The sequence below is a fragment of the Shewanella aestuarii genome, assembly GCF_011765625.1.
Classification (GTDB): domain Bacteria; phylum Pseudomonadota; class Gammaproteobacteria; order Enterobacterales; family Shewanellaceae; genus Shewanella; species Shewanella aestuarii_A.
Genome location: NZ_CP050313.1, coordinates 1,356,128 through 1,377,606, shown reverse-complemented (window position 1 = coordinate 1,377,606; position 21,479 = coordinate 1,356,128). Strand labels below are relative to the sequence as shown.

The window sequence follows — 21,479 nt, the reverse complement described above, 5'->3', positions numbered from 1 at the left end:
CTAAAATTAGTTCTGATTTATTCGAATAATATCGCTACATTCGACTAGTACCTTAGCATAAACCAAAACAATTACATTCTTTAATTAGATAAATTGTTGGCACTTATTGAGCTAATTGTAGTTTTACCCAGTTGTCCACTTTATGCTGCATAACTGCCATAGGTAATGAGCCGGTTGTTAAAATTTGATCGTGGAAACCTTTAATATCAAATTTATTACCTAGTTGCTTTTCTGCATCCGCACGTAATTTTAGTATCGTTAATTGACCAACTTTGTAAGATAGTGCTTGTCCTGGAATTGCCATGTAACGCTCAACTTCTGCAACAATGTCCGATTCAGCCATAGGCGAGTTGTCTTTCATATATTGTATTGCCTGTTCACGACTCCAGCCTTTGGCATGCAATCCTGTATCAACCACAAGACGCATCGCACGTAGCATTTCATCTGACAACTTGCCAAAATATTGGTATGGATCTGAAAATAGCCCCATCTCAATGCCTAAGTATTCAGCATACAAAGCCCAACCTTCTTCAAATGCAGTATATCCTTTAAAACGTTGAAACTCAGGTACCCCCGTTAGTTCTTGTTTTATTGCAATTTGAAAATGATGACCAGGTGCGGCTTCATGAAGAGAAAGTGTCGTCATCCCCCACTTCGGCTGCGCTTTTAAATTATAGGTATTGATATAAAACACGCCAGGACGAGAACCATCAACAGCAGGAGATTCATATGACGCCCCGCGGCTGATTTCTCACGGAAACTTTCAACTGGCTTCACCACATAATCCGCTTTGGGCATAACATTGAAGTAGTCAGGTAAAACTTGATTAATTGAATCTTTTAAAGCCATATAGCCATCAATTAAATCTTGTCTGTCGCTAAAGAAGTATTCAGGCTCAGATGATAATGAAGCAAAAAAAGCGCTCAAATCACCTTCAAATTTAACTTGCTCACGTACTTTATCCATTTCAACAAGAATGCGCTTAACTTCAGATAATCCTATTTGATGTATTTCATCAACGGGCATGGTGGTTGTTGTGTGACTATTGGCTAGATGTTGATACCATGCTTTACCATTAGGTAACCCCCACCAACCATCGGATGCTCGAGCATTTGGCAAATAAGTGTGTTGGACATAATCTCGAAGTCCGATTAAAGATGGAACTAACTTGTCAGCAATGAATTCACTGTACTGAGCTGTTAATTGCGCTTTTTGTTCTTCAGTGAAAGATTCGGGCATTAAATTAATCGGTGAATAAAACAAACTATCTTCAGGTTTATTGACCGCTTGAGCGGATAATTGAGGGATTATTCTATCAACCAGCACTTTAGGTAAAACTACTTTACTCTTTATCCCCTCATCCATTCGTTGCTTAGCTAAATCAATCCACTTGATAAAACCATCTAAACGAGATAACCAATTTTGATAATCTGCAACAGTATTGAAAGGCTGAGCACTTTCTCCTGTCCCCAATTGAACCATAGTGAAAACGGTACTATAAAACTGGTTTATTGGTAAAAAATGTTCTGGGAAAGTTTCTGCCATTAAAGCCATGTCACGATCATATATAAACATGTCATAACTAAGTTTTAAATCTTCAGGTAAAGCGTCAGAATCAATTTTTTTGGCTAATGAGAAGTACTTGGCGTTAAGATCATGGCGAGCCTTTAGGTATTCTTCCGAAAGGGCTCCACCAAACTCAGCGTTATAATCGTTTACACCAACAAAAGTGGCATAAATAGGCTCTAATTGTAATTGTTCTTTAAAAAACTGATCTACCATCTCCATATACTGTTGTTCTGTATTAGTATCTTGCAAGCTTACTTGGCTCTGCTTTATCGAACTAGTTTTATTGCTATTGGTTAGTTCTGTGGTATCGCTACACCCCTGTGTCCCTAGTAATAGCGAAACACTCAGTGCCAGAAGTGTTTTTGTCATTTTTATTATTCCTTTTATACACGTATCTAAAATCGTATCTATAATTAACAAAGAATATTCAATGGAGTTTTCAATGATCTATTCTTTTCGCAATTCAAGCTTTAGAGATCCTGAAACAGGCGTCTATAACCAAATATACTTTATGGAAGTATTTAATCGTGAATGGCACCGCCATCTTCGAGAAAAACAAACTTTGGCCTTATTGTATCTGTGCCCGCACATACATGAAACGGTTAAACAACCACATTTACTCGAATTATTCACAAATCAAGTTCAACAAGCATTATTAAGAGCCACAGATCTAATTGCTAGGATAGATACTAACCATTTTGCGGTTGGACTGTTTAACATAGATGAGCAAGGCACCCATGTGGTATTAAACAGAATTGATGAACAAATAAAGCAGTTTTTGGAAAAGTTTGGCAAAGAGCATCACTTCACCTTAAGTTATAAACTCGCAGGAGTGCTTTGTATTCCTACAAACGAACAAACAATTGAAAAGTTGTTTGTCAACGTTGAAGCGCTTTCCAATGAGCTAGAACGCGATCATACAAAACACCAAGCTCTTATAAATATGCGATAAATAATATCGATAAAAAGAACTAAAAAAAAAAGCCCCGCATGGGGCTTTTTTGAAGGTGCTTTATTACAATGCTACGTTGTGAATACGCGCTTTTTCTTTAATATAAGAAATATAGCTGTTTGCACTTTTAGCCGTCTTCTTATCTTTCGATGCTTGTAGCGCACGATTATAAGCAGACTTATATTGTTTCAAGCTTAAATGAGCTAAGGCTAACTCGAATTGCGCTTCGCCTGGGTTTTCAATACCCACATCTAACGCTTTTTCAAGTACTGGAATAGCTTCTTTATACTTTTGATCAAGAGACAAAATACGCCCTTGCTTCAGATATAATTCGCCATCATTACCAGCAACAGCTGCTTTTCCATAATAGCTAGCCGCTTCTTTTAACTCTTTAGCGTTATGATAGAAACCGGCAAGAATATTTAATGTCTTCTCTGTTTCTGGGATTAACCCTGATTTCATATGCTTTTCATAGATTTTAGCAGCTTTATAAGGTGAACCTTTTTGCGCTAAAAGTTGTGATAAGCGAGTGATGTTGCCATCAGTCTCTAGGAAACCATTCATGTAAGCTAAATTGTATGTAGCCAAAGAGCGATCGTAGTCTTCTGTCATCAAGTAAAACTGTGCTAACTGAACCCAAAGACGTTTATCATCCTGAAATAAAGGCACCATGGTTTCTAAAACCTTTACAGCATCCTTATATTTCTTTTGGTTGAAATACGCAGTCAGTTTCATTTGATATAAGCCCTTATCAGGCTCAGTAGCTAACGCAAGACCTTTATCTGCAACTTGAAGAACTTTATCCCACTCTTTAAGTTCACTGTGCGCAATACCAATACGTCGATACATCTGAGAATCAGACTTACAGGTAAACTCCATCCATTTGTAATAGTATGGAATCGCTTCTTTAAACTTCTTCTCTTGAAGTAATAAATCAGCATATAAGCGCATAGTAGCAGCGTGATCAGTCCCACCTAAAATATCAGCATCTACTGCTGTTTTTAGGTACTTGATCGCCGTCTGCATTTGACCTTTCTCTGCATAGAAATTACCTAGCATACGACCGACATAAGCTTTGTCAAAGTCATTGCTAGCGTTGGTTTCTAACAGGGTAGAGATCGCTTCATCAATATTGTTTTCGGTGTAAGCTTCAAATGATTTTTGTACTTTTTTAGCCACACTTTGCCCGACTGCACGAGACTGACGCTTGTCAATCTCACACTTCTCAGCCGCTACAGCATTTGCTGTAAACAAAGTACTACCACAAACAGAAAGTAGTAGTGCTGTTGCAATACTGGAAACTTTGCGCATTACTTACCTCCGTTATCTAAAGTAAAATCAAGTTGTACTGTCATGCCAGGCTGTTTTAGTGGCTTGCCATCAACAATCTTTGGCTTATATTTCCACTTCTTCAATGCACGAATCGCTTCGCGATCGAATAAGCGCTTAGGTTCTGCTTGGATTACAGTAACGTCTTCTACACCACCTAGCTCATTAATTGTAAATGAAAGTTGAACCCAACCTTCTTTACCATCACGTGCTGCTGCTATCGGATATTGAGGTTCAATACGCACGATAGGGGTAGCATCACCATCACGTGTCATCATATTACCTAGCTTAAAGCCAGTTGATGCTGAGCCCGCTTCAACTCCACCCATATTGAAAGACATATTGGTGTCAATGTTGCTAGACGATTCCGGAGGTGTTGTATCCGGTTTCGGCGGCTGCTCAGGTGGCGGTGGTGGCTTAGGAGTCACCCTTGGTTTCTTCTGTGCCTTCGAATCCTGCTTATCCATTGTAATTTCAATAACAGGAGTCTCAGTTGATTCGTCGTTACGCTTTGCGCCGCCGCCAACTAAGAATGCCATGAAGGCGAACAGACCAAAAGTCACTGCGGCACCAATGATGATTGATACGAGTGCTCTTAGCATATTACTCATTCCCCGCAGATACTGAAATTTTGTCGATACCTGCAGCTTTTACGTTATCAAGCACTTTAACTACTAAGCCATGCTGAGTGTCTTTATCTGCTTGAATCAATACAGCTGCTTCAGGTGCTTCTGCTAGCATACGTTCAACGTTAGCAGTTACACGCTCAATATCAACCTGACGGTTTTCCATCATGATCACACCAGTTTTGCTGATGCCGATGAAAATATTTGCCGACGGTTTAGACGTAGCCTGTGAAGCTTTAGGCTTGTTATAGTCTAAGCCTGACGGCTTAACAAACGATGTTGTTACAATGAAGAAGATCAGCATGATAAATACGATGTCTAGCATCGGAGTCATATCAATTTGCGCTTCCTCGTCTATACTGGAATGCTTCTTACGTGCCATGTTCAATCTCTCTCTAGTGGTGAGGCATGCTGTCTTTTAGCGTTTCTAATCTGATTCTCATTTGCGAATCTAAACGAGTGCTGAAAAATACACCCGATAAAGCCGCGACCATACCTGCCATTGTTGGCATTGTAGCCATTGAGATACCAGCTGCCATTAAACGAGCATTACTCGTCCCCTGAACTGCCATCACATCGAATACTGAAATCATACCGGTTACGGTACCTAATAAACCAATCATCGGACAAATGGCTACTAGTGTTTTGATAATCAGCATACGTGCATTCAAATCTTGCTTCGCTTGGGACACCCAAGCTTCACGGATGCGGTGCGCATGCCAAGAGTGTGTTTCATCTCTTGCTTCCCATGCAGCGATAACAGCTTGATGTTGTTTTGGTGATATCCAATTTAGATACCAGTAACGTTCAAGCATTAACACCCACATTAGGAAAAGCACAGCTGCTACCAACCAGAGGACGTCACCTCCGGAGGCCATGAAGCCCCTGACGGAATCCCATATGTCCATCAGGAATAGCATCATTAGTCAGCCCTCTTCTCAGCATGTTCTGCAATGATACCCGCACTTTGTTCTTCAAGAACTTGAACAATTGACTTACTACGAGCTACAACTACAGCATGTAATAACATTAATGGTAGTGCTGCAATCAAACCTTGAACAGTCGTTACAAGCGCCATAGAAATACCACCAGCCATCAATTTAGGGTCACCAGTACCGAATAATTGAATAGATTGGAAGGTTGCAATCATACCAGTTACAGTACCTAAAAGACCCATCATAGGTGCAATAGCAGCAAGTACTTTAATGATAGAAATACGCGCTTCTAAAGCAGGTGTTTCTTTTAAAATAGCTTCATCAAGTTTCAACTCTAACGTTTCAACATCAACATCTTTGTTGTCTTGATAAACTTTTAAGATACGACCTAAAGGATTGTTACCTGGGTTATCAATATTCTTACGTTGGCTATTAACTTTGCCACCAACAATAGTCAAAGTCACTAAACGCTCAAGGGCAATTAACGCACCTAAAGCTAATAATGCAATAATGATATAACCAATAGTACCACCAGCTTCTACACGATCTTGAATGCTAGCTTTATTGGTGAAGATATTTAGTAATACCCCACGAGCTGGGTCAATATAGAATGGTGATGTACCTGAAGTAGTCGCTTCCCATTTAGAAACTGCAGAAACTTGATAGCCTTCAGGTTGTTGAGAAAGTTCTTGAATCAGACCTAATTCTGGCTTGTAGACAACATATTGACCATCAGCTGTTAAGTTGAATGGTCCAACACGGTGAATTGTAGTGTTGATCACATTACCATCAATAGCGGTTACCGCGCCATCAAACTTAACCACTTTACCAGACTCAACCATTTCAAATAATTGAGCTTCCCAGAATTGTTCTAGTTCTTCAATTTTTGGTAATGATTTACGAGCGCCTAAATCAGCGATGAAAACATCACGACCAGGGTATTGCGCAGAAATGTTAGATGCTGCAAGTTTACCCGCGAAATCGCCAGCTTCACCTTTAACAACACCAAACATCTCACCCAAGTCACCTTGAGCTGTTTTTAAGTCTTCTTCTAACTGAGCAATTTTACGCTCGTTATCTAAAAACGCTTGATTAAGATCTTTACCGCGTTGTCTTTCAGCTGCTAAAGCGTCTTTTTCACGCTTTAATAAAGCCGCTTTATCACCACGCTCGTTTTGAAACTCTTTTTCACGTTTTGCATTGGTTTTGCTGTCGTTAGCACGTTCAACTTTAACTTGTTGCAATAATTGGTCGATAGTTTTTGGTGCATCAGCAGCAGAAACCATACCAGCAGTTAAAGAGAAACTTGCAGCTAATACAGCTGTAGTAATTAACTTCTTCATTATTGAGCAGTCTCCGCAGCAGGAATTGGTAATGCGAATAGATCTAGAGCACCTTGCTTACGAGCAATACGGATACCCTTGGTGATGTCACGTAAATAGCTGTCTTCTAACTTGTTCCAAGTTTTAGAATCAGCGTCATACATCCACGCAGTTTTTTGATCTAAGCTTTGTGCATATAGAGCAACACGGCCTAATTGGAAGAAGTCAACTAACACTTCTTTACCATCAATAGCCAGTTTACCGGTGTTAACTGCAACGAAGTTACCGTACTCACGCTCAATGCTGTATGCATCAAGAATCAAACGGTATTTTTCAGCTAAAGTTACTTCAGCTGTATTTAAAAGAGTTTTCAAGTTTGCAACACGTTCAGTACGAACTTCAGTGTTAAATGGTAGATCAAGTTGAACAAACTGTTCTAACGCATCAACCATTTTAAACATTAAAGGCACAACGCCCTGACGTAAACGGTCAACACCGTTGATGTCAGTTTGGATAGCATCCATTGTTTTTTGTTGATCTGCTACCAAACCTGCTACGTAGTCATTGTACGACTTTAAAGATTCGCGCTCATCGGCAACGCTACCGTACTCAAACAACATGTCTTGAGCTTGGTCAAAATATTTGTCAATTTTCTGTTGTGACGCTGCAGCATCAGCATGAATTTTGCTGTCCGCCTTTTGCACGTCGGCAAGAGGACCTGCAACTACGAAGTTGCTGCTAGCTAGAGCTAGAGCGCCAACAAGTGCAGTAGCGATTTTTGTTCTATTGCTTACCTTGGACATAGTTCCCAACCAATTTGAAGTGAATTAAAAAAGTGTAAACGTTAAATTTGTAACCGATTGATAAGAATGTAACAAAACAGTTAACAAAGCTAAGTCTATCTTTCTCTTGTGATTGTTAGTTTTTCTTCCCTTTTCCATGCCTGTTAGGGCATAGACCCGTTGGCATCATTTCACAAAATGTTGACCTGTGTCAACATTTGGGAACATCTAAAAGTTGCGAAAAGTGAGGTTTGTACAATGGATTTAACTGAAAGACTATTTTATGCACGTTTTAGTTTTTCCTGGAACACTTTGACTTAAAGAAACATTGTCTGCATATCAATTTTTTTACAATGGATAAATAATGGTTCTTAAATTAATGTTTGTGTAAAGTTGAGTCAGTCGATAATGTTTTTGTAAGAAGATCTGATTACGACAAAGGCAATTAGTTACTTTCTATTGTTATTTTCTTATGCGCAGCGAGGTGGATTAATACTAAGGATATAGAAGTAACGAATCATTTTGCTAATCAATGACACAAAGTTGTTCGTTACTTTGGTAATGGCAAATTGAGTATTGTTTAAAAGCACGAAGAGCGGGCAGAGGAAAGACTATTGTCAAATTTATCAAAACATATTGCAAAGAATTGGTCTTAATTACGCAAACTATCGTTAAACATGCTGAGCTAACAAACATCTAAGGGAAGTATCTCGATGAAACAAAAACATGCTTCGATTAAACCAAAGTGCTTAGAAGAATTTTTAAGTTTAGGCTTTGCTGGGCTGTGTAATTTTATCGATCATGCAGTTATCCTGACGGCTAACCCATGTAAAAAGTCATAAGCTCACAATCTTCAGGCTAGGCTTGCCTAATTTAATAAATTAAATCAGTTTATAGAGTTTATCTGAACTTTATGTAAAAAAGCACCGAACTTAAAGTACGGTGCTTTTTCATTGTTATGAACAATATAAAAGTAATTTATAAAATTTCACAGTTACAAATTTAAAACCCTATAAATTTTAATATTAGAACTTCAAGCCTGCACTTATGAATAAAAAACGTCCTAAAGAATCATAGAAGCCAGAAACAGTGTTAGCATTACTTGCTAAAGTATTTCCAACCATAGGAGGCTCTTTATCAAAGATATTATTAACACCAGCGGTTAATGTTAAGTAATCAGTTACTGCATAGTTACCTGATAAGTCGATATAATTGAAAGAGTCAATTCCACCTTTTTCAATCAATGTAGTATCAGCTGTACCATCATAATCTACACTATCAAAATAACGCCATTTCATAGAAACACTGTAATCATCAGCACTATATGTCGCAGTTAAATTGTGGCGCCATTTTGGCGATGCAAAACATGATGTACTGACAATACCAGAACAATCATATGATAGAGAATCATCTCCTAAAATTGGTTCAACTTCTTTCTTAATGCTATAAAAACCATTTAAATCAAAATTAAGAGTTCCGGAACCTAACTCTAAACTATAACTTGCTGTAGCATCAACACCTTCCCACTTACGACCACCGATATTAGAACCTAGATTCGAAACATAACCTTCCTGGCCTAACCATAGGCTTCCAGAAGAGCTACGTTCAACACTATCACAGAATAACGAATCGCCAGTAGTAGCACAGTTTGTAAGTATTCTTTCTGCACCAATTGTTCCAATTACTTCTTCCATTTCAATATTAAAGTAATCAACTGAGAAGTTAAAGTTATCAAATGGATTAGCAACAAGACCAACAGTAAATGTATCAGCCTCTTCAGGCTTCAATTCAGGGTTACCACCAGAGAACTGGTTATATTGTCCTGCTGGTGATTTAGTTATGTTACCAAACTGGGCAGCTGTCACTCCAGTATTCGCACACATTTCTTGTGTATAACCAGCTTCAGCAATCTCCGCTGCAGTTCCAGCACATGGATCATCTCCACTCCATAAGCCGATACTTTGTGAAGAGAAAAGCTCGCCGATATTAGGTGCACGCATTGCTTTTGCATAGCTGAAACGGAATTTATATGAATCAGCTAAGGTATAATCGGTTCCGACAGAATAAGTATAATCTGTGCCTGAAGTTGAATAATCAGAAGCTCGTGCTGCTAAGTTAATATTCCACTCGTCAAATACTGGAATTGCAATCTCAGCAAATGCTTCATTAACAATAATTTCACCATATAAGCTTGGGCTAGGTCCACCTTGGCCAAGTAATTGACCCTCTTCATACACAGTATCTGAAACTCTTTCGTAGGTTTGCTCACGACGTTCCAAACCAAAAACGGCACCAATGTTTGACGATGCTGTTGGTAAAGCAAGATCAAATTCACCAGATACGTAACCGTTATATATAACTTGTGTAACTAAACCTGTTTGAGTACCGACACCTGCTAGCTGTGCAGCTTGTTCAGGAGTAACTCCACCTAATTCGAAAACGTTATATAGTAAACAACCATCCTCAACATTACATTCTGTTCCAACAGCGCCGACTCGAGGAGGAATTTTAGGGGCAAGTAAGTCATTTTTATACACTGAACTAGATGTAGTTGCTGAATATGCAAAGCTTACATCATAAGCCCATGAATCATTTAGATCACCTTCCATACCAGTGAGAATACGGTAAGAGGTGTGTTCTAGATTGTCTGCTCGAGCACCACCTTCAACATTACGCTTACCGATATAAGCAACGAATTGATCATCAGGAGTTTGTCCGAAAAAATCTTGTAACTGTTGCTTTTGCAGATCACTTAAAAGCGGGTTATTGTAATCTAATAAAATTTCTTGGTTAAAGAATGTACCAGACTCAGCAATTTGACCTGCTGTTCTGTTGTGCATGAATGACAATTCCATATATGGACGGAAATGTTCATTGATTTCATAATTAATGAATGCACCAGTGGTAAAACGTTCATTTGGACGCATAAAGTGATTAACAGGTGCATAGTTATAACGATAACCATCATCTTCCATAAACCCTTCACCATTTGGGTTTAAATAGCCCCAATATTCTTTTGAATAATCAACTTCACCATTTACAACAGGGAACATGTCAAAGTGAGGATTCGGTGTAGTAGCTGAGCCACCACAAGTATTACCAGCACCATTTAGTGCGCAAGAAGCATAATCACGTGAACCTTGCAGTAATTCGTCGTTACGACGCCAAACAGCGTAAGCGACAGCATGGCCTTTGCCACCATCAAAATCACTACCCATGGTAATATCCATGGTATAAGTTTTCCCATCCACACCGGTACCGCCAGTTTCATAATCGAAACCTTTGTTATCCATTAAACCTTGAATGTATTTGTTATCATTATTGTGTTGATAACCCGAAGCTCCTGCATTAAATGCAAAACCATCAAAGTCATCGTTCATCACAAAGTTAACAACACCAGCAACAGCATCGGCACCATAAACCGCACCTGCACCACCGGTGAGGACTTCAACTCGCTTAATAAGAGATGCTGGAATTTGATTGATATCTGCTACTTGGGAAGTAATACTACCAGCTTGCATACGTCGACCATTAATTAAAACAAGTGTTCTGTTTGAACCCAATCCACGTAAATCTACTGTCGCAGTACCTGTTGCTCCGTTAGCTAAAAAAGCAGTTTCAGCAGCTTCAATTTGAGGTAATTGATTTAATACATCTTCTACACGATCGTAACCAGATGCTTTAATTTCTGTTGCATCCATAACAGTAACCGGGCTTGAAGTTTCTAAATCTGTACGCTTAATACGCGAACCCGTTACTTCAATACGCTCTACTTTTGCGCCATCTTCTTCAGCAGCGAATGCTACTGGAGCACTGAATGCAGCCGCAGCTGCACCGCTGATTAGTGCTAAACGCACTGAATTAGCTAATACGTTCTTATGCATTGTCTATCTCCCTGGACATATTTGTCTTTCTTATAATTCCAATCATCTTTAGTGAAGATTGGTTAAATTCGCACTGTAACAATTTAGTTGCAAAGCGACTTTTGCACCGCAATAAAATCACATTTGAAACAAGTAATCAACAATTGATACACCGTAAGCGCAAAAGTTAATCAAAACAAACGCCAATTAATGTTCAATTTTTTGAACGTCAACGATACCGATAGAGAAAAAACATAATAAAAACAGACCCTTAACTCAAAATTAAGCAACGGGAAGCGAAAGGTTAAATTTAACAAAAAAATAACAGCTTGCAAGTCTAAATGTATCAAAGGGAGGCATTAGGGAATAAAAAATAAAATAAAACACAAGCATAAAAAAACCTAGCCGAAGCTAGGTTTTTCATATAAATCAAAGCTAAATTAGCTTATAGCACGTAACGAACACCAAAACCGATACCATCATTATCAGATAACTTCATTTGGTCTTCTAAACTGCCACGGAAGTCACTGCTATCAAAACGTCCTTCGAAGTAAATTGTCGTGTTTGCATCCCAAATGTAATGCACACCAGCAACGGTGAATTGACGCTTAAACTTGTCACCTTCGTAGTCGGTAGAATATTGGTCGCCTGCATCTAAGATATTGTAAGAAAGAAAAGCACGAATATTGTTATCAAAACGGTATGAAAGCAAAGTTTCAACACCATATGCCTCAGCCATTAAACGACCTGCATTGTCAACATCGTGGTTTTCTTGCTTGCTGTAGTTAGCTGCAAAATAGATACCTTCTGCATCCCAGTTACCATAAGTCACACCTAGACCATAAATCTTATCAGTCGCATCAATGCTCGGACCTGAGCATTTATCACTAGCACCGATTTCGCAGATCACACCATCAAATTTACCCGTGTTATAACCCGCTGTGATCACAAACTTGTCAGTAGCTTGGTAGGTAAGTGCGACACCGTATGTGTTGTCATATTCAACCTCGGCAATGGCATCACCTGATAACGGCGCAATATCTTCCCCGTTCTCTCCGATTGAACCATCATCGAACACTTCAAACTTGTCATGCTTTAGTTGGGCTTGAACAACAAAACTGAAGTCACCAAATGCATTACGGTATTGGACAGTTTTATCGCCACGTCCAGTTCCATTTACTGAGCCGTCACCTTTATTGTAGGTATAAGTACCTGACGCATCACCGTCCCACACAAAACCATAGTTAGTGTTATAAACAACGTCGTACCAAGCGCCCCATTGCTTACCAATGGTAAAAGTACCGTAGGTATCATGACCAATACCGACATAACCTAAACGGTTAGCTAAAAAGTCACCATTTGCATATGATAATTGGTCATTGTTGTATTGAATTTTGCTATCACCAAATGGGTTTACTCCCCATTCAAATTTTGCAAATGTATTCCAGCCATCACCCATTTGGCGATCAAAACCGAAATTAATGCGAGATGCTCCATTTACTACTTCAGTTTCACCTTGACCGCTAAATATGCGTGCATCAATAAAACCACCGATCTCAACTGAGTTCTTTTCATCTTTATAGATTTCAATTGCAGATGCTGCTGGAACAAACATGACTGCCGCTAATGCCGAAGCAACTAAAGTTTTTTTCATCTCTATTTCATTTCCTTTTAAAAAGCACTTTAAAGCACTATTTATATGTTCTTGTTAATTGACAAGAAGGCTAGCATGAAAAAAATCATCGCCTCAAAGTGAAATAGTGAGAAACAGGAATAAAAAACTAAAGCAATACATTACACAAGATAAAAAACCATAAAGAAGATAAATAGCATTAACAAAACACCAAAAATGGACGCAAACTTAACACTAAAGCAACAGCATTTGTCCGTTAGAAAAATCAGCAAAACTTTGACCTAATAATGACAGTAAAGGTTCAGCAACGGGCTGAATTTGTTTTTCAATATAATAATCATAATCCATACACCATGCCTTATCGCAAACAGGCTGAACCCCGTTTGTTGTCATTAAGTATTCAATTAAGGTTCCGCGAGTTAACCATTTATTGTCTTGCTGATATTGGGCCATTAAAGATGCTGCCTTAACATGAGGGGCAGATTTGGCAGTGTAATCCTCTACGTTTCGTTTTAAACGTTTTTTAAAAATCAGCTCGTCATCAAATGCCCCCTGCTTCAACAGCAAAATTTGAGACTGCAGATAATCCACAATATCTTGCTGATTGAAAAATCGTTGATAAAGCTGATATTGAATTCGCTTTGAAAGTCCTGACCAATCACTTCTTACCTGTTCCATGCCCTTAAATACAATTTCAGGTTTGGATTGCTTATGAAGTTTTAATCCGACGTAGCGCTTTTTACTGCCTTGTTCACTGCCTCTTAGCGTCGGCATGATAAACTGCTGATAATGACTTTCAAACTCAAGCTCGAGATAACTAGTCAACTTGAAGTGCTGCTCACACCATTGATGCCATTTAGTGGTTATCATGCTTGCTAAAGACTGACCTATATCATGTGGCGCTTGTGTGGGGGTATCACCCAACCATACAAATGTAGAATCTGTGTCACCGTAAATCACTCGGTATCCACAGTCTTCAATCCAGGTTTTAGTCAACTTCATAATTTGATGACCGCGCATGGTTATTGAGCTGGCAAGCTTAGCATCATGAAACACACAGCCTCTGGAACCTAGAACGCCGTATAGTGAATTCATAATAATCTTAATGGCTTGCGATAACGGGGCGTTGCGGTCTCGCTTAGCTTGTTCACGCTGCTCAGCTAAACTGGCGATCAATTTAGGTAAGATTGGATTGTCGCGGCTAAAGTTGGCTCCTAAAAATCCAGCCACGCAGGTTTCAGACACTTGCTGACTATCAACGCTCTCGCCATTTTTTAGCCCTTCGACCAAACCTTTAGGGTCAATCAGAAAAGTGCGAATAATCGAGGGATACAAACTTTTAAAATCCAATACCAAGACATTTTTATAATATCCCGGAATAGAATCCATGACATAACCACCAGGGCTTTCTAAGCCTTGGCTGGTAGGCATTTTGGGGGCAACATAACCACTACGATGCAAATGAGGCAAATATAAATGATAAAAGGCAGCAATAGAGGCACCCACACGACCAAACTCTAATCCAGTTAGCTTTGCCCTTTCAATCGCAAAATCTAATAACTGAGTTTGCTCGAAAATGTCCCACACTAAACGACAATCCGTTAAGTTATAGTGGGCTAACGCCGATTTATCATGGGTAAATAGATAGCTAATTTCAGCCCCACGATTTTCAACATGATCAATCGCTTTACCTTCATTTAAAAGTTGTTGTGATACAAACTCTAATGAAAAACTGTCAAATTGATAAAAAGCGGCTTTAAGCCAATCAATACCATCTAATACTACCCGCCCAGGTAAATTAAGGGTTTCTGGACGAAATTTATCTTCCACTTTCCAGGTAAGTAGTGTGCCACCACGGCCTATGGTTAACGGTATATTATGATGCTGACAGCGTTTGTATAATAAGGCTATATCAAACACTACCACCGCCCAGCCAATAATCACATCTGGGTCAAAATCTGCAAACCACGCAATTAGATGATGAAGTAAATCCACTTCATCCTTAACCCATTCAATATAGGGTGCGGGGCTTTCGGCAGGCGCTTGGCCGACCATCAAGACTTTTTGATAATCCTGACCATATAAGCCAACAGAATAGAGCTCACCTTGCATGCTGCATTCAAAATCAAATGAAATCACCTTTAAGTTAACTCTTGCAGCTTGCTGGCTGTCTGACTCAGACAATACTTTGTGCTGCCTTGCTCGCTGACAAACTAATTTAGGCAATGACGGATTAGATGTATCAAGCACCCCTTCACACTCAATATCAAATGCGATGAATCGCTCAATTAAATATCGCTGCTCAGGCCGAATATCGGTTTCGTATAAAGGTATCCCCATATCATTGGCAATACGCTGAATTTGCTTAAGCGCCGAACTATTTTTGAGATAAATGCCACTAACGCTATCATGATTAAAAGTGGCAATATCAAGGTTAACAATGCGGCCTTGTGCTAAATGAGATAATAATTTTTCACTGTCTACTTGACGACAAAAACATAATATCTCACTGTTAGCTAATTCAACTAACACCGGCCCGTGCTGAGTTTTTAGGTAATATTGCAACGTTAACTGTCCATGCCAGTAATTTGCATGTCGAGTTAATACTTGGCCTGTGATGCGCGTCAGGCGATGATTTGATAATGAGGTCTCTGGATTCAATTTTATTATCTGTTTTAAGCACACTGATTCACTGTTATTATGTACAGCATAAATCAGACACGGCAGAATAAATACCCATCATGTTAACCGATAAGGTAAAAACTCAAATTCGTACCATTTATAAAGACATTGCAACCGCAATGCCTCAGTTTCGCTCTCGTCGCGAGCAAAACTATATGGTAGCTGAAATTTCTAAAACCTTAGCCGGCGAATATGACAAACAGCGCCCTATCATAGTGGTCGAAGCTGGTACTGGCATTGGTAAGTCACTTTCTTATATATTAGGGGCCATTCCTTTAGCTATCGCTAGTAAAAAGAAAGTCTGCATTGCCACCGCAACAGTGGCCTTGCAAGAGCAGCTGCTGCATAAAGACTTACCATTTTTTTTACAACACTCAGGATTAGATTTTAAATTTGGCTTGGTAAAAGGCCGTCAGCGTTATGTATGTTTGGCCAAGCTTGAAGGCATGATTGGCAGTCAAGACAGTTCGCAAATGGCCATGTGGCAAACTAAACCAGACCAAAGCCAAATTGATCAATTACAAAAGTTGCATACAGACTTTCACCAAAAAAAATGGAATGGCGAATTAGATAGCTTAAAAGATCCCATCCCGGATTTTTTATGGCAACAGATATGTTGTGATAAACACAGCTGCCACCGTCAAGTATCGGCTCATCACCACTGTCCATTTCATAAGGCGCGTGAAGATGTCGACACCTGGGATGTGTTAATTGCCAACCACAGCTTATTATTTGCAGATTTAGAATTAGGTGGTGGCATTATTCTGCCACAACCTGAAGACATGTTCTATGTCATAGATGAGGCACACCATTTACCCATAGTTGCAAGGGACTTTTCCAGTGGCCAGGCAACATTACGCGGTGCATGCGATTGGTTAGAAAAAGCCAGCAAAACCTGTAGTAAGCTGCAAAACCAACTTAAAACAACCCATATTATTGCGCCTGTGCAGGCCATGCTAGATCACATTACTGACACCATCAGTTTACTAAATCAAGTTGCACACTCATGTGACACCCAACCTCAGTTTTTTGCCAACCCGGAAGGACGCTGGCGTTTTGAGCATGGGCAACTTCCGCAAGCACTAATTATTCAAGCTGAAAACTTAGCCACAGCCACAGGTAGCGGATTAAAGCAATTTAACAAAATAGTCTCGGTATTAACTGAAGCCATTAAAGATGGCGAAGTGCCTAAGCATCAATCTGAAGCATTATTGTCAGAAACCGGTTTTATTTTACAGCGCTTGGAAAACTTACATAAACTGTGGAAAATGATCGCCAAAGAAGACAGTAAGAAAGGCGCGCCAACCGCTAGGTGGATTGAGTCCATAACCGGCAAACAGCAAGACTATTTAGTCTGTGCATCACCCATAGAAGTTGGCTTTATGCTTGAGTCAATGCTATGGCAAAAAGCCGCCGGTGTTGTGTTATGTAGCGCCACATTACGGGCGTTAAATAACTTTAACCATTTTGCTCATCAAGTTGGTTTATCAATAAATGATGGTACCCGTTTTTTAGCTTTACAATCACCGTTTGATTACCAAAATAACGCGACATTATTTATCCCACAAATGGATAATGAGCCCACAGATGAAAATTACACTGATGAACTAGCCTCCCAAATTGTTGCGTTAATTGATGGAGAAATGGCATCTTTGGTTTTATTTGCTTCTTATTGGCAAATGGAAAAAGTCGCAGATTTGGTTGAAGGAAAAATCCCAAAATCACAATTATTTGTTCAAGGCACTATGCCCAGACAACAAATTTTACAGCAGCATAAAAAGCGCTGTGATGATGGCGAACCCAGCATTATCTTTGGAACAGGCAGTTTTTCTGAAGGATTAGATTTACCCGGTGATTATCTGACTAACTTAATTATCACTAAACTGCCCTTTGCTGTACCAACGTCGCCAGTAGAACAAGCCCATGCCGAATATGTCAAAGTTAAAGGCGGCAATCCCTTCTTACAATTAACAATTCCAGATGCTTCACGTAAGTTAGTGCAAAGTTGTGGTAGATTACTGCGAAAAGAACAAGACTATGGTCGCGTCACCATATTAGATCGTCGCTTAGTAACTAAGCGCTATGGCAAATCTCTCATTGACGCATTGCCACCTTTTAGACGAGTGATTGAGTAGGTATCTTTTGGAATTATTGTTAGACCCAAACCAGCTAGCCCTATTAGCCTTAGTTGGTATTATTGCAGGTTTTATTGATGCCATTGTAGGCGGTGGTGGATTGCTATCTATCCCCGCGTTGTTAGCTATTGGTATTCCGCCACATTTAGCGCTGGGGACAAACAAACTCGCCGCTTGTTTCGGCTCAATAACCTCCAGCTACACGTATTATAAACAGCAATTATTCACACCTAAATTTTGGCAAACTTGCGCAACGGCAACATTCATTGGCGCAATCCTTGGTAGTGGTTTAGTATTTTTAATTAATGCAGATTGGCTTGAAAAGCTATTACCCTTATTAATTATTAGCATCGCCATTTACACCTTATTTAGCCCTAAAGCGATGGGTAATAAAGCAACTAAAGCGCCATGCAATAAACCATCTAACACCAAGCAAACGCTACAAGGGTTAGCATTAGGTGGCTATGACGGTTTTGCAGGCCCTGGCATTGGCGCATTTTGGACTGTATCGTCAATTTCACTATACAAGCTACCATTACTACAAAGCTGCGCTCTTGCGAGGATCATGACTTCGGTAAGTAATATTACTGCATTAGTCATTTTTGCCTCACTTGGGCAAGTTAATTGGATACTTGGGTTATGGATGGGAGTATGTATGATGGCAGGTTCATTTATTGGGGCGCGAAGTGCCATTCGATTTGGCATCCCTTTTATTAAGCCATTGTTCATTATTTCAGTGGTGTCTATTGCAACGCATTTAGCTTGGACTGCATGGGCATGAATACCAAACAACTTATCGATACCTTAAAATTACAACTCAATAAGCTTGAGCAAGAAGCATTACAGCACGATAGAAATTTAGCGCCTCAACAGAAAAAAACCTTACAAGAAACTGAGCGTTTTAATCATGCTGTATTTAATCAACAAGGTGCTCATTTAACCCCTTGTATTGCACAGCTAAAAAAAGACATCACACAATTAGAAAAACAAATAACAATGAAGCTAGCCAAAAGTACTATTGAGCTAAGCTGCCAACGCATCCAAGATAGATTTACAGCCTTGCGCCGAGCATTGTTAACCACAAATTTAAATTTAAAGTCGGCAGAACAAAAGAAAGCCAGCAACCGTGCTCGATATGCCAAGAAGCAACAAAAAACCATTACCGACAGTGGCTTTGGCTGGATTGCCAATAACATCATGCAAAATAGCCATCAACTTTATGAAGAATTGAATAAACACTTCAATTGGGCTAAAAGAATTGAAGATAAAATCTATCAAATGGAATCAAATCTTGAAATGTGTCATGGTGCTGACAAAATTACATTGCAAAATGATATTCTTTTAATGCATCGTCGTTTAGGAAAATGCCGCCAAGCCATTAGTTATATCGAAGAGCGGATCCAACACTTTGAGCGTCCCCGCCAAAGTTTTAATCGTTAAGGAGCAATAATGAAATCTTTCGTCACCACCAGCGCAATTGTGGCTTTACTTTCTTCGACATCGATAATGGCAGCTAATTTGACCATTCCCATGTCATTTGAATATCTTGCCCTTAACGGTCAGCAAATTGAAACCAATCGCTTTACCCATAAATCAGACATCTCACTAGACAAAGGTAATCATAAAATTGCCATTCGTTATCATGATATGGTGGAAGACCAATTCAGTGATAGCCCAAGCTTTATTAAGTCATCACCTTTTATTATCACATTAGAAGTCGATGGCGATTATCAGTATTTTCTGACACCTGCTGAAGGTGAGGTCATTAAGCGCCCACAAGAGTTTGCTAAAAATCCTCAAGTAGTAATAAGCCGTAAAGGTAATGGCCAAGTTAGCTACAGTGTCGAGCAAACAGACTTTAAAGAAGGGTCATTTTTTAGCAATTTATTCGGTAATAATAAAGGCAATGATATTGACGATGTCGCAACCCGTGCAACGAGCAGCGCACCAGTTGTGAACAACGCACAATCAACACAAGCTGTCACTACTACTGTTGCAGCAACGGCAATAGATGTTAATACTCCAACTACCCCTGCTGTTGCCACTGTTAGCCAAACTACCACTCAAACCTCTGTGAAATCCGCCACAGAAGTAAAGCCTGCCCAAGCAGAGCAAATGCTACAATATTGGTGGTTACAAGCAGATGAACAAACCCGTAAAGAATTTATGAGCTGGGCAATTAAACAGCTATAACCAAAATATAGCGATTAATACTATCGGCCTTAGTAGCAATTGAAAATCCCATTTGTTTATCACGCCAGCTATTCACAGCTGGCGTTACCTGCTAACCATCGATTCCCCACCAGCAAGTATCAAAATCTCTATGAACACGCTTTGCAGCACCAATTGGTTTGCCCCACCATGCAACATCAAGCTGACGCCATTAAGGTCAATGAATTAAAGCAAATTCACCATGCAGATTATGTCGATGCATTTATCAACGGCACTATTGATGGCAAAGCTATTCGGCGGATAGGTTTTCCATGGAGCGAGCAACTCGTCACTCGAACCCTTCACGCAATTAATGGTACCAAGCTCACTTGTGAGTTGGCGCTAGCGCATCAAATTGCGGTACATTTCACTGGTGGCTACCATCATGCTCACCATGACTTTGGCAGTGGATTTTGCATTTTTAATGATTTAGTCATCGCAGCAGATCATTTACTTAAGCAAGGCAAACTCGACAAGGTGTTAATATTTGATTGTGATGTCCATCAAGGCGATGGCACCGCGACATTAACCACTCATCGACAAGATATTATTAGCTGCTCAGTCCATTGCAAACAAAACTTCCCCTTCCGAAAAGCTGCGTCTCATTATGATATTGAGCTTGATAAAGGTTGTAATGATGAGGAGTATTTAGGTTATATTGAGACTATTTTTAACTATCTTGTCCAATTACATAAACCGGATTTAGTCATATACGATGCCGGAGTGGATGTTCATCAAGACGATGACTTAGGCTATTTTGAGCTGACAACCCAAGGCATTTTAGCCAGAGATAAGCTAATATTATCAATAGCAAAACATCAGCAGATCCCCATTGCTGCCGTTATTGGCGGCGGTTACAGCAAACAAGCCGCATTATTAACTGAACGCCATAGCCAATTGTTGATTGCAGCCAAGCAAATTTGGGTGTAAAAATAACCTATAACGATAACCCATATCATTAATAGCTATTTTAACCTTGTGTAAATATTGATGAAATAAAGCGAAGTCATAATGGAGTCAAAGATGCAATTAGAGTTCCGAAATTACTATGAAGTCTTGCTAATGGAAATTTTACGGGATGAAGGCTTGATGGAAGAATTGCCTGAAGACTATTTAGCCGACCTTTGCTGCGTCACCTTAAATCAATTACCTGTAAGATACATCCGTCATCTTGTTGATACTTATTTTTTTGAAGACTATAACGAACTTCAACAAATGAAAAATGAAATCAACCAAGCACTAGAACGTTCAAGAGCATTTTTAAAGTCGAATTTACAAAAACAATTACAAACAGATAAAGAATAGTACTGGGGGGAGAGTTTGGAGGCTCCCCTAGAGCCGACACCCCGGCACACGAGTCGCTTGCTGCGGTTGCTCCCTTCCAGGCCTGGCCGAGTTCACAAGTTATCGTTGCGGGGGGACCCTAGGGTCACCATAAAT

16 protein-coding genes, 1 other RNA gene and 1 pseudogene are annotated in these 21,479 nt (G+C 39.6%); 7 read left to right on the top strand and 11 right to left on the bottom strand.

Annotation, left to right across the window (positions count from 1 at the left end; genetic code table 11):
• Positions 1–103: 103 nt before the first annotated feature.
• A pseudogene (locus HBH39_RS06285) lies at positions 104–1,938 on the bottom strand (DUF885 domain-containing protein).
• Between the two features lie 73 nt (positions 1,939–2,011).
• Between HBH39_RS06285 and HBH39_RS06280 the strand changes: the two are divergent.
• On the top strand, positions 2,012–2,521 hold the full coding sequence (locus HBH39_RS06280; protein WP_167676603.1) for a diguanylate cyclase domain-containing protein: 510 nt from the start codon (positions 2,012–2,014) through the stop codon (positions 2,519–2,521).
• A gap of 63 nt (positions 2,522–2,584) precedes the next feature.
• Here the strand turns inward: HBH39_RS06280 and HBH39_RS06275 are convergent, their stop codons facing one another.
• The 9 genes from HBH39_RS06275 to HBH39_RS06235 form a co-directional block, all read right to left on the bottom strand.
• Positions 2,585–3,832, bottom strand: coding sequence for a tetratricopeptide repeat protein (locus HBH39_RS06275; protein WP_167676592.1), 1,248 nt, complete (start codon positions 3,830–3,832; stop codon positions 2,585–2,587).
• Entirely contained in the window at positions 3,832–4,452 is a 621-nt protein-coding gene (locus HBH39_RS06270) for an energy transducer TonB (protein WP_167676590.1), read from the bottom strand. Before HBH39_RS06270 ends, HBH39_RS06275 begins: the two co-directional genes overlap by 1 nt.
• A gap of 1 nt (position 4,453) precedes the next feature.
• On the bottom strand, positions 4,454–4,858 hold the full coding sequence (locus HBH39_RS06265; RefSeq protein WP_167676588.1) for an ExbD/TolR family protein: 405 nt from the start codon (positions 4,856–4,858) through the stop codon (positions 4,454–4,456).
• 13 nt (positions 4,859–4,871) lie between these two features.
• The gene (locus HBH39_RS06260; protein WP_167676586.1) at positions 4,872–5,399 is read right to left on the bottom strand and encodes a MotA/TolQ/ExbB proton channel family protein; all 528 of its coding nucleotides are present in this window, start codon (positions 5,397–5,399) and stop codon (positions 4,872–4,874) included.
• Complete coding sequence (locus tag HBH39_RS06255) at positions 5,399–6,754, bottom strand: MotA/TolQ/ExbB proton channel family protein (protein ID WP_167676584.1); 1,356 nt, start codon at positions 6,752–6,754, stop codon at positions 5,399–5,401. The genes HBH39_RS06260 and HBH39_RS06255 overlap by 1 nt, the downstream gene beginning before the upstream one ends.
• Positions 6,754–7,536, bottom strand: coding sequence for a DUF3450 domain-containing protein (locus tag HBH39_RS06250; RefSeq protein WP_167676582.1), 783 nt, complete (start codon positions 7,534–7,536; stop codon positions 6,754–6,756). Before HBH39_RS06250 ends, HBH39_RS06255 begins: the two co-directional genes overlap by 1 nt.
• Before the next feature lie 1,004 nt (positions 7,537–8,540).
• Positions 8,541–11,399 (bottom strand): TonB-dependent receptor, encoded by a 2,859-nt coding sequence (locus tag HBH39_RS06245; protein WP_167676581.1) that lies wholly within the window; start codon positions 11,397–11,399, stop codon positions 8,541–8,543.
• A gap of 424 nt (positions 11,400–11,823) precedes the next feature.
• A complete protein-coding gene (locus HBH39_RS06240) occupies positions 11,824–13,032 on the bottom strand; it encodes a porin (RefSeq protein ID WP_167676580.1) in 1,209 nt (402 codons plus the stop codon).
• Between the two features lie 213 nt (positions 13,033–13,245).
• Positions 13,246–15,672, bottom strand: a complete 2,427-nt coding sequence (locus HBH39_RS06235; protein WP_244325751.1) for a DNA polymerase II — start codon at positions 15,670–15,672, stop codon at positions 13,246–13,248.
• Positions 15,673–15,752: 80 nt separating this feature from the next.
• On the opposite strand from HBH39_RS06235, the gene dinG reads away from it, so the two are divergent.
• The 6 genes from dinG to HBH39_RS06205 all read left to right on the top strand — a co-directional run bounded on the left by dinG (position 15,753) and on the right by HBH39_RS06205 (position 21,344).
• Positions 15,753–17,828 carry an ATP-dependent DNA helicase DinG gene (dinG, locus tag HBH39_RS06230; RefSeq protein WP_167676579.1) on the top strand — a complete coding sequence of 692 codons (2,076 nt, stop codon included), beginning with the start codon at positions 15,753–15,755 and terminating at the stop codon, positions 17,826–17,828.
• Positions 17,829–17,835: 7 nt separating this feature from the next.
• Entirely contained in the window at positions 17,836–18,609 is a 774-nt protein-coding gene (locus tag HBH39_RS06225) for a TSUP family transporter (protein WP_167676578.1), read from the top strand.
• Complete coding sequence (locus HBH39_RS06220) at positions 18,606–19,268, top strand: primosomal replication protein (protein WP_167676577.1); 663 nt, start codon at positions 18,606–18,608, stop codon at positions 19,266–19,268. The genes HBH39_RS06225 and HBH39_RS06220 overlap by 4 nt, the downstream gene beginning before the upstream one ends.
• Positions 19,269–19,277: 9 nt before the next feature.
• Positions 19,278–20,021: a DUF2057 domain-containing protein gene (locus tag HBH39_RS06215; RefSeq protein WP_167676576.1), complete on the top strand. Its 744-nt coding sequence runs from the start codon at positions 19,278–19,280 to the stop codon at positions 20,019–20,021.
• A 39-nt stretch (positions 20,022–20,060) separates the two neighbouring features.
• Positions 20,061–20,969: a histone deacetylase family protein gene (locus HBH39_RS06210; protein ID WP_167676575.1), complete on the top strand. Its 909-nt coding sequence runs from the start codon at positions 20,061–20,063 to the stop codon at positions 20,967–20,969.
• Positions 20,970–21,062: 93 nt separating this feature from the next.
• Positions 21,063–21,344: a late competence development ComFB family protein gene (locus HBH39_RS06205; protein WP_167676574.1), complete on the top strand. Its 282-nt coding sequence runs from the start codon at positions 21,063–21,065 to the stop codon at positions 21,342–21,344.
• Positions 21,345–21,368: 24 nt separating this feature from the next.
• On the opposite strand, the gene ffs is transcribed toward HBH39_RS06205, so the two are convergent.
• An RNA gene (gene ffs / locus HBH39_RS06200) (signal recognition particle sRNA small type) lies at positions 21,369–21,466 on the bottom strand.
• Between the last annotated feature and the right edge of the window lie 13 nt (positions 21,467–21,479).

Coding starts and splice junctions, on each gene's coding strand:
- HBH39_RS06280 (WP_167676603.1), top strand. CDS start 2,012: ATGATCTATTCTTTTCGCAATTCAAGCTTTAGAGATCCTGAAACAGGC.
- HBH39_RS06275 (WP_167676592.1), bottom strand. CDS start 3,832: ATGCGCAAAGTTTCCAGTATTGCAACAGCACTACTACTTTCTGTTTGT.
- HBH39_RS06270 (WP_167676590.1), bottom strand. CDS start 4,452: ATGCTAAGAGCACTCGTATCAATCATCATTGGTGCCGCAGTGACTTTT.
- HBH39_RS06265 (WP_167676588.1), bottom strand. CDS start 4,858: ATGGCACGTAAGAAGCATTCCAGTATAGACGAGGAAGCGCAAATTGAT.
- HBH39_RS06260 (WP_167676586.1), bottom strand. CDS start 5,399: ATGATGCTATTCCTGATGGACATATGGGATTCCGTCAGGGGCTTCATG.
- HBH39_RS06255 (WP_167676584.1), bottom strand. CDS start 6,754: ATGAAGAAGTTAATTACTACAGCTGTATTAGCTGCAAGTTTCTCTTTA.
- HBH39_RS06250 (WP_167676582.1), bottom strand. CDS start 7,536: ATGTCCAAGGTAAGCAATAGAACAAAAATCGCTACTGCACTTGTTGGC.
- HBH39_RS06245 (WP_167676581.1), bottom strand. CDS start 11,399: ATGCATAAGAACGTATTAGCTAATTCAGTGCGTTTAGCACTAATCAGC.
- HBH39_RS06240 (WP_167676580.1), bottom strand. CDS start 13,032: ATGAAAAAAACTTTAGTTGCTTCGGCATTAGCGGCAGTCATGTTTGTT.
- dinG (WP_167676579.1), top strand. CDS start 15,753: ATGTTAACCGATAAGGTAAAAACTCAAATTCGTACCATTTATAAAGAC.
- HBH39_RS06220 (WP_167676577.1), top strand. CDS start 18,606: ATGAATACCAAACAACTTATCGATACCTTAAAATTACAACTCAATAAG.
- HBH39_RS06215 (WP_167676576.1), top strand. CDS start 19,278: ATGAAATCTTTCGTCACCACCAGCGCAATTGTGGCTTTACTTTCTTCG.
- HBH39_RS06205 (WP_167676574.1), top strand. CDS start 21,063: ATGCAATTAGAGTTCCGAAATTACTATGAAGTCTTGCTAATGGAAATT.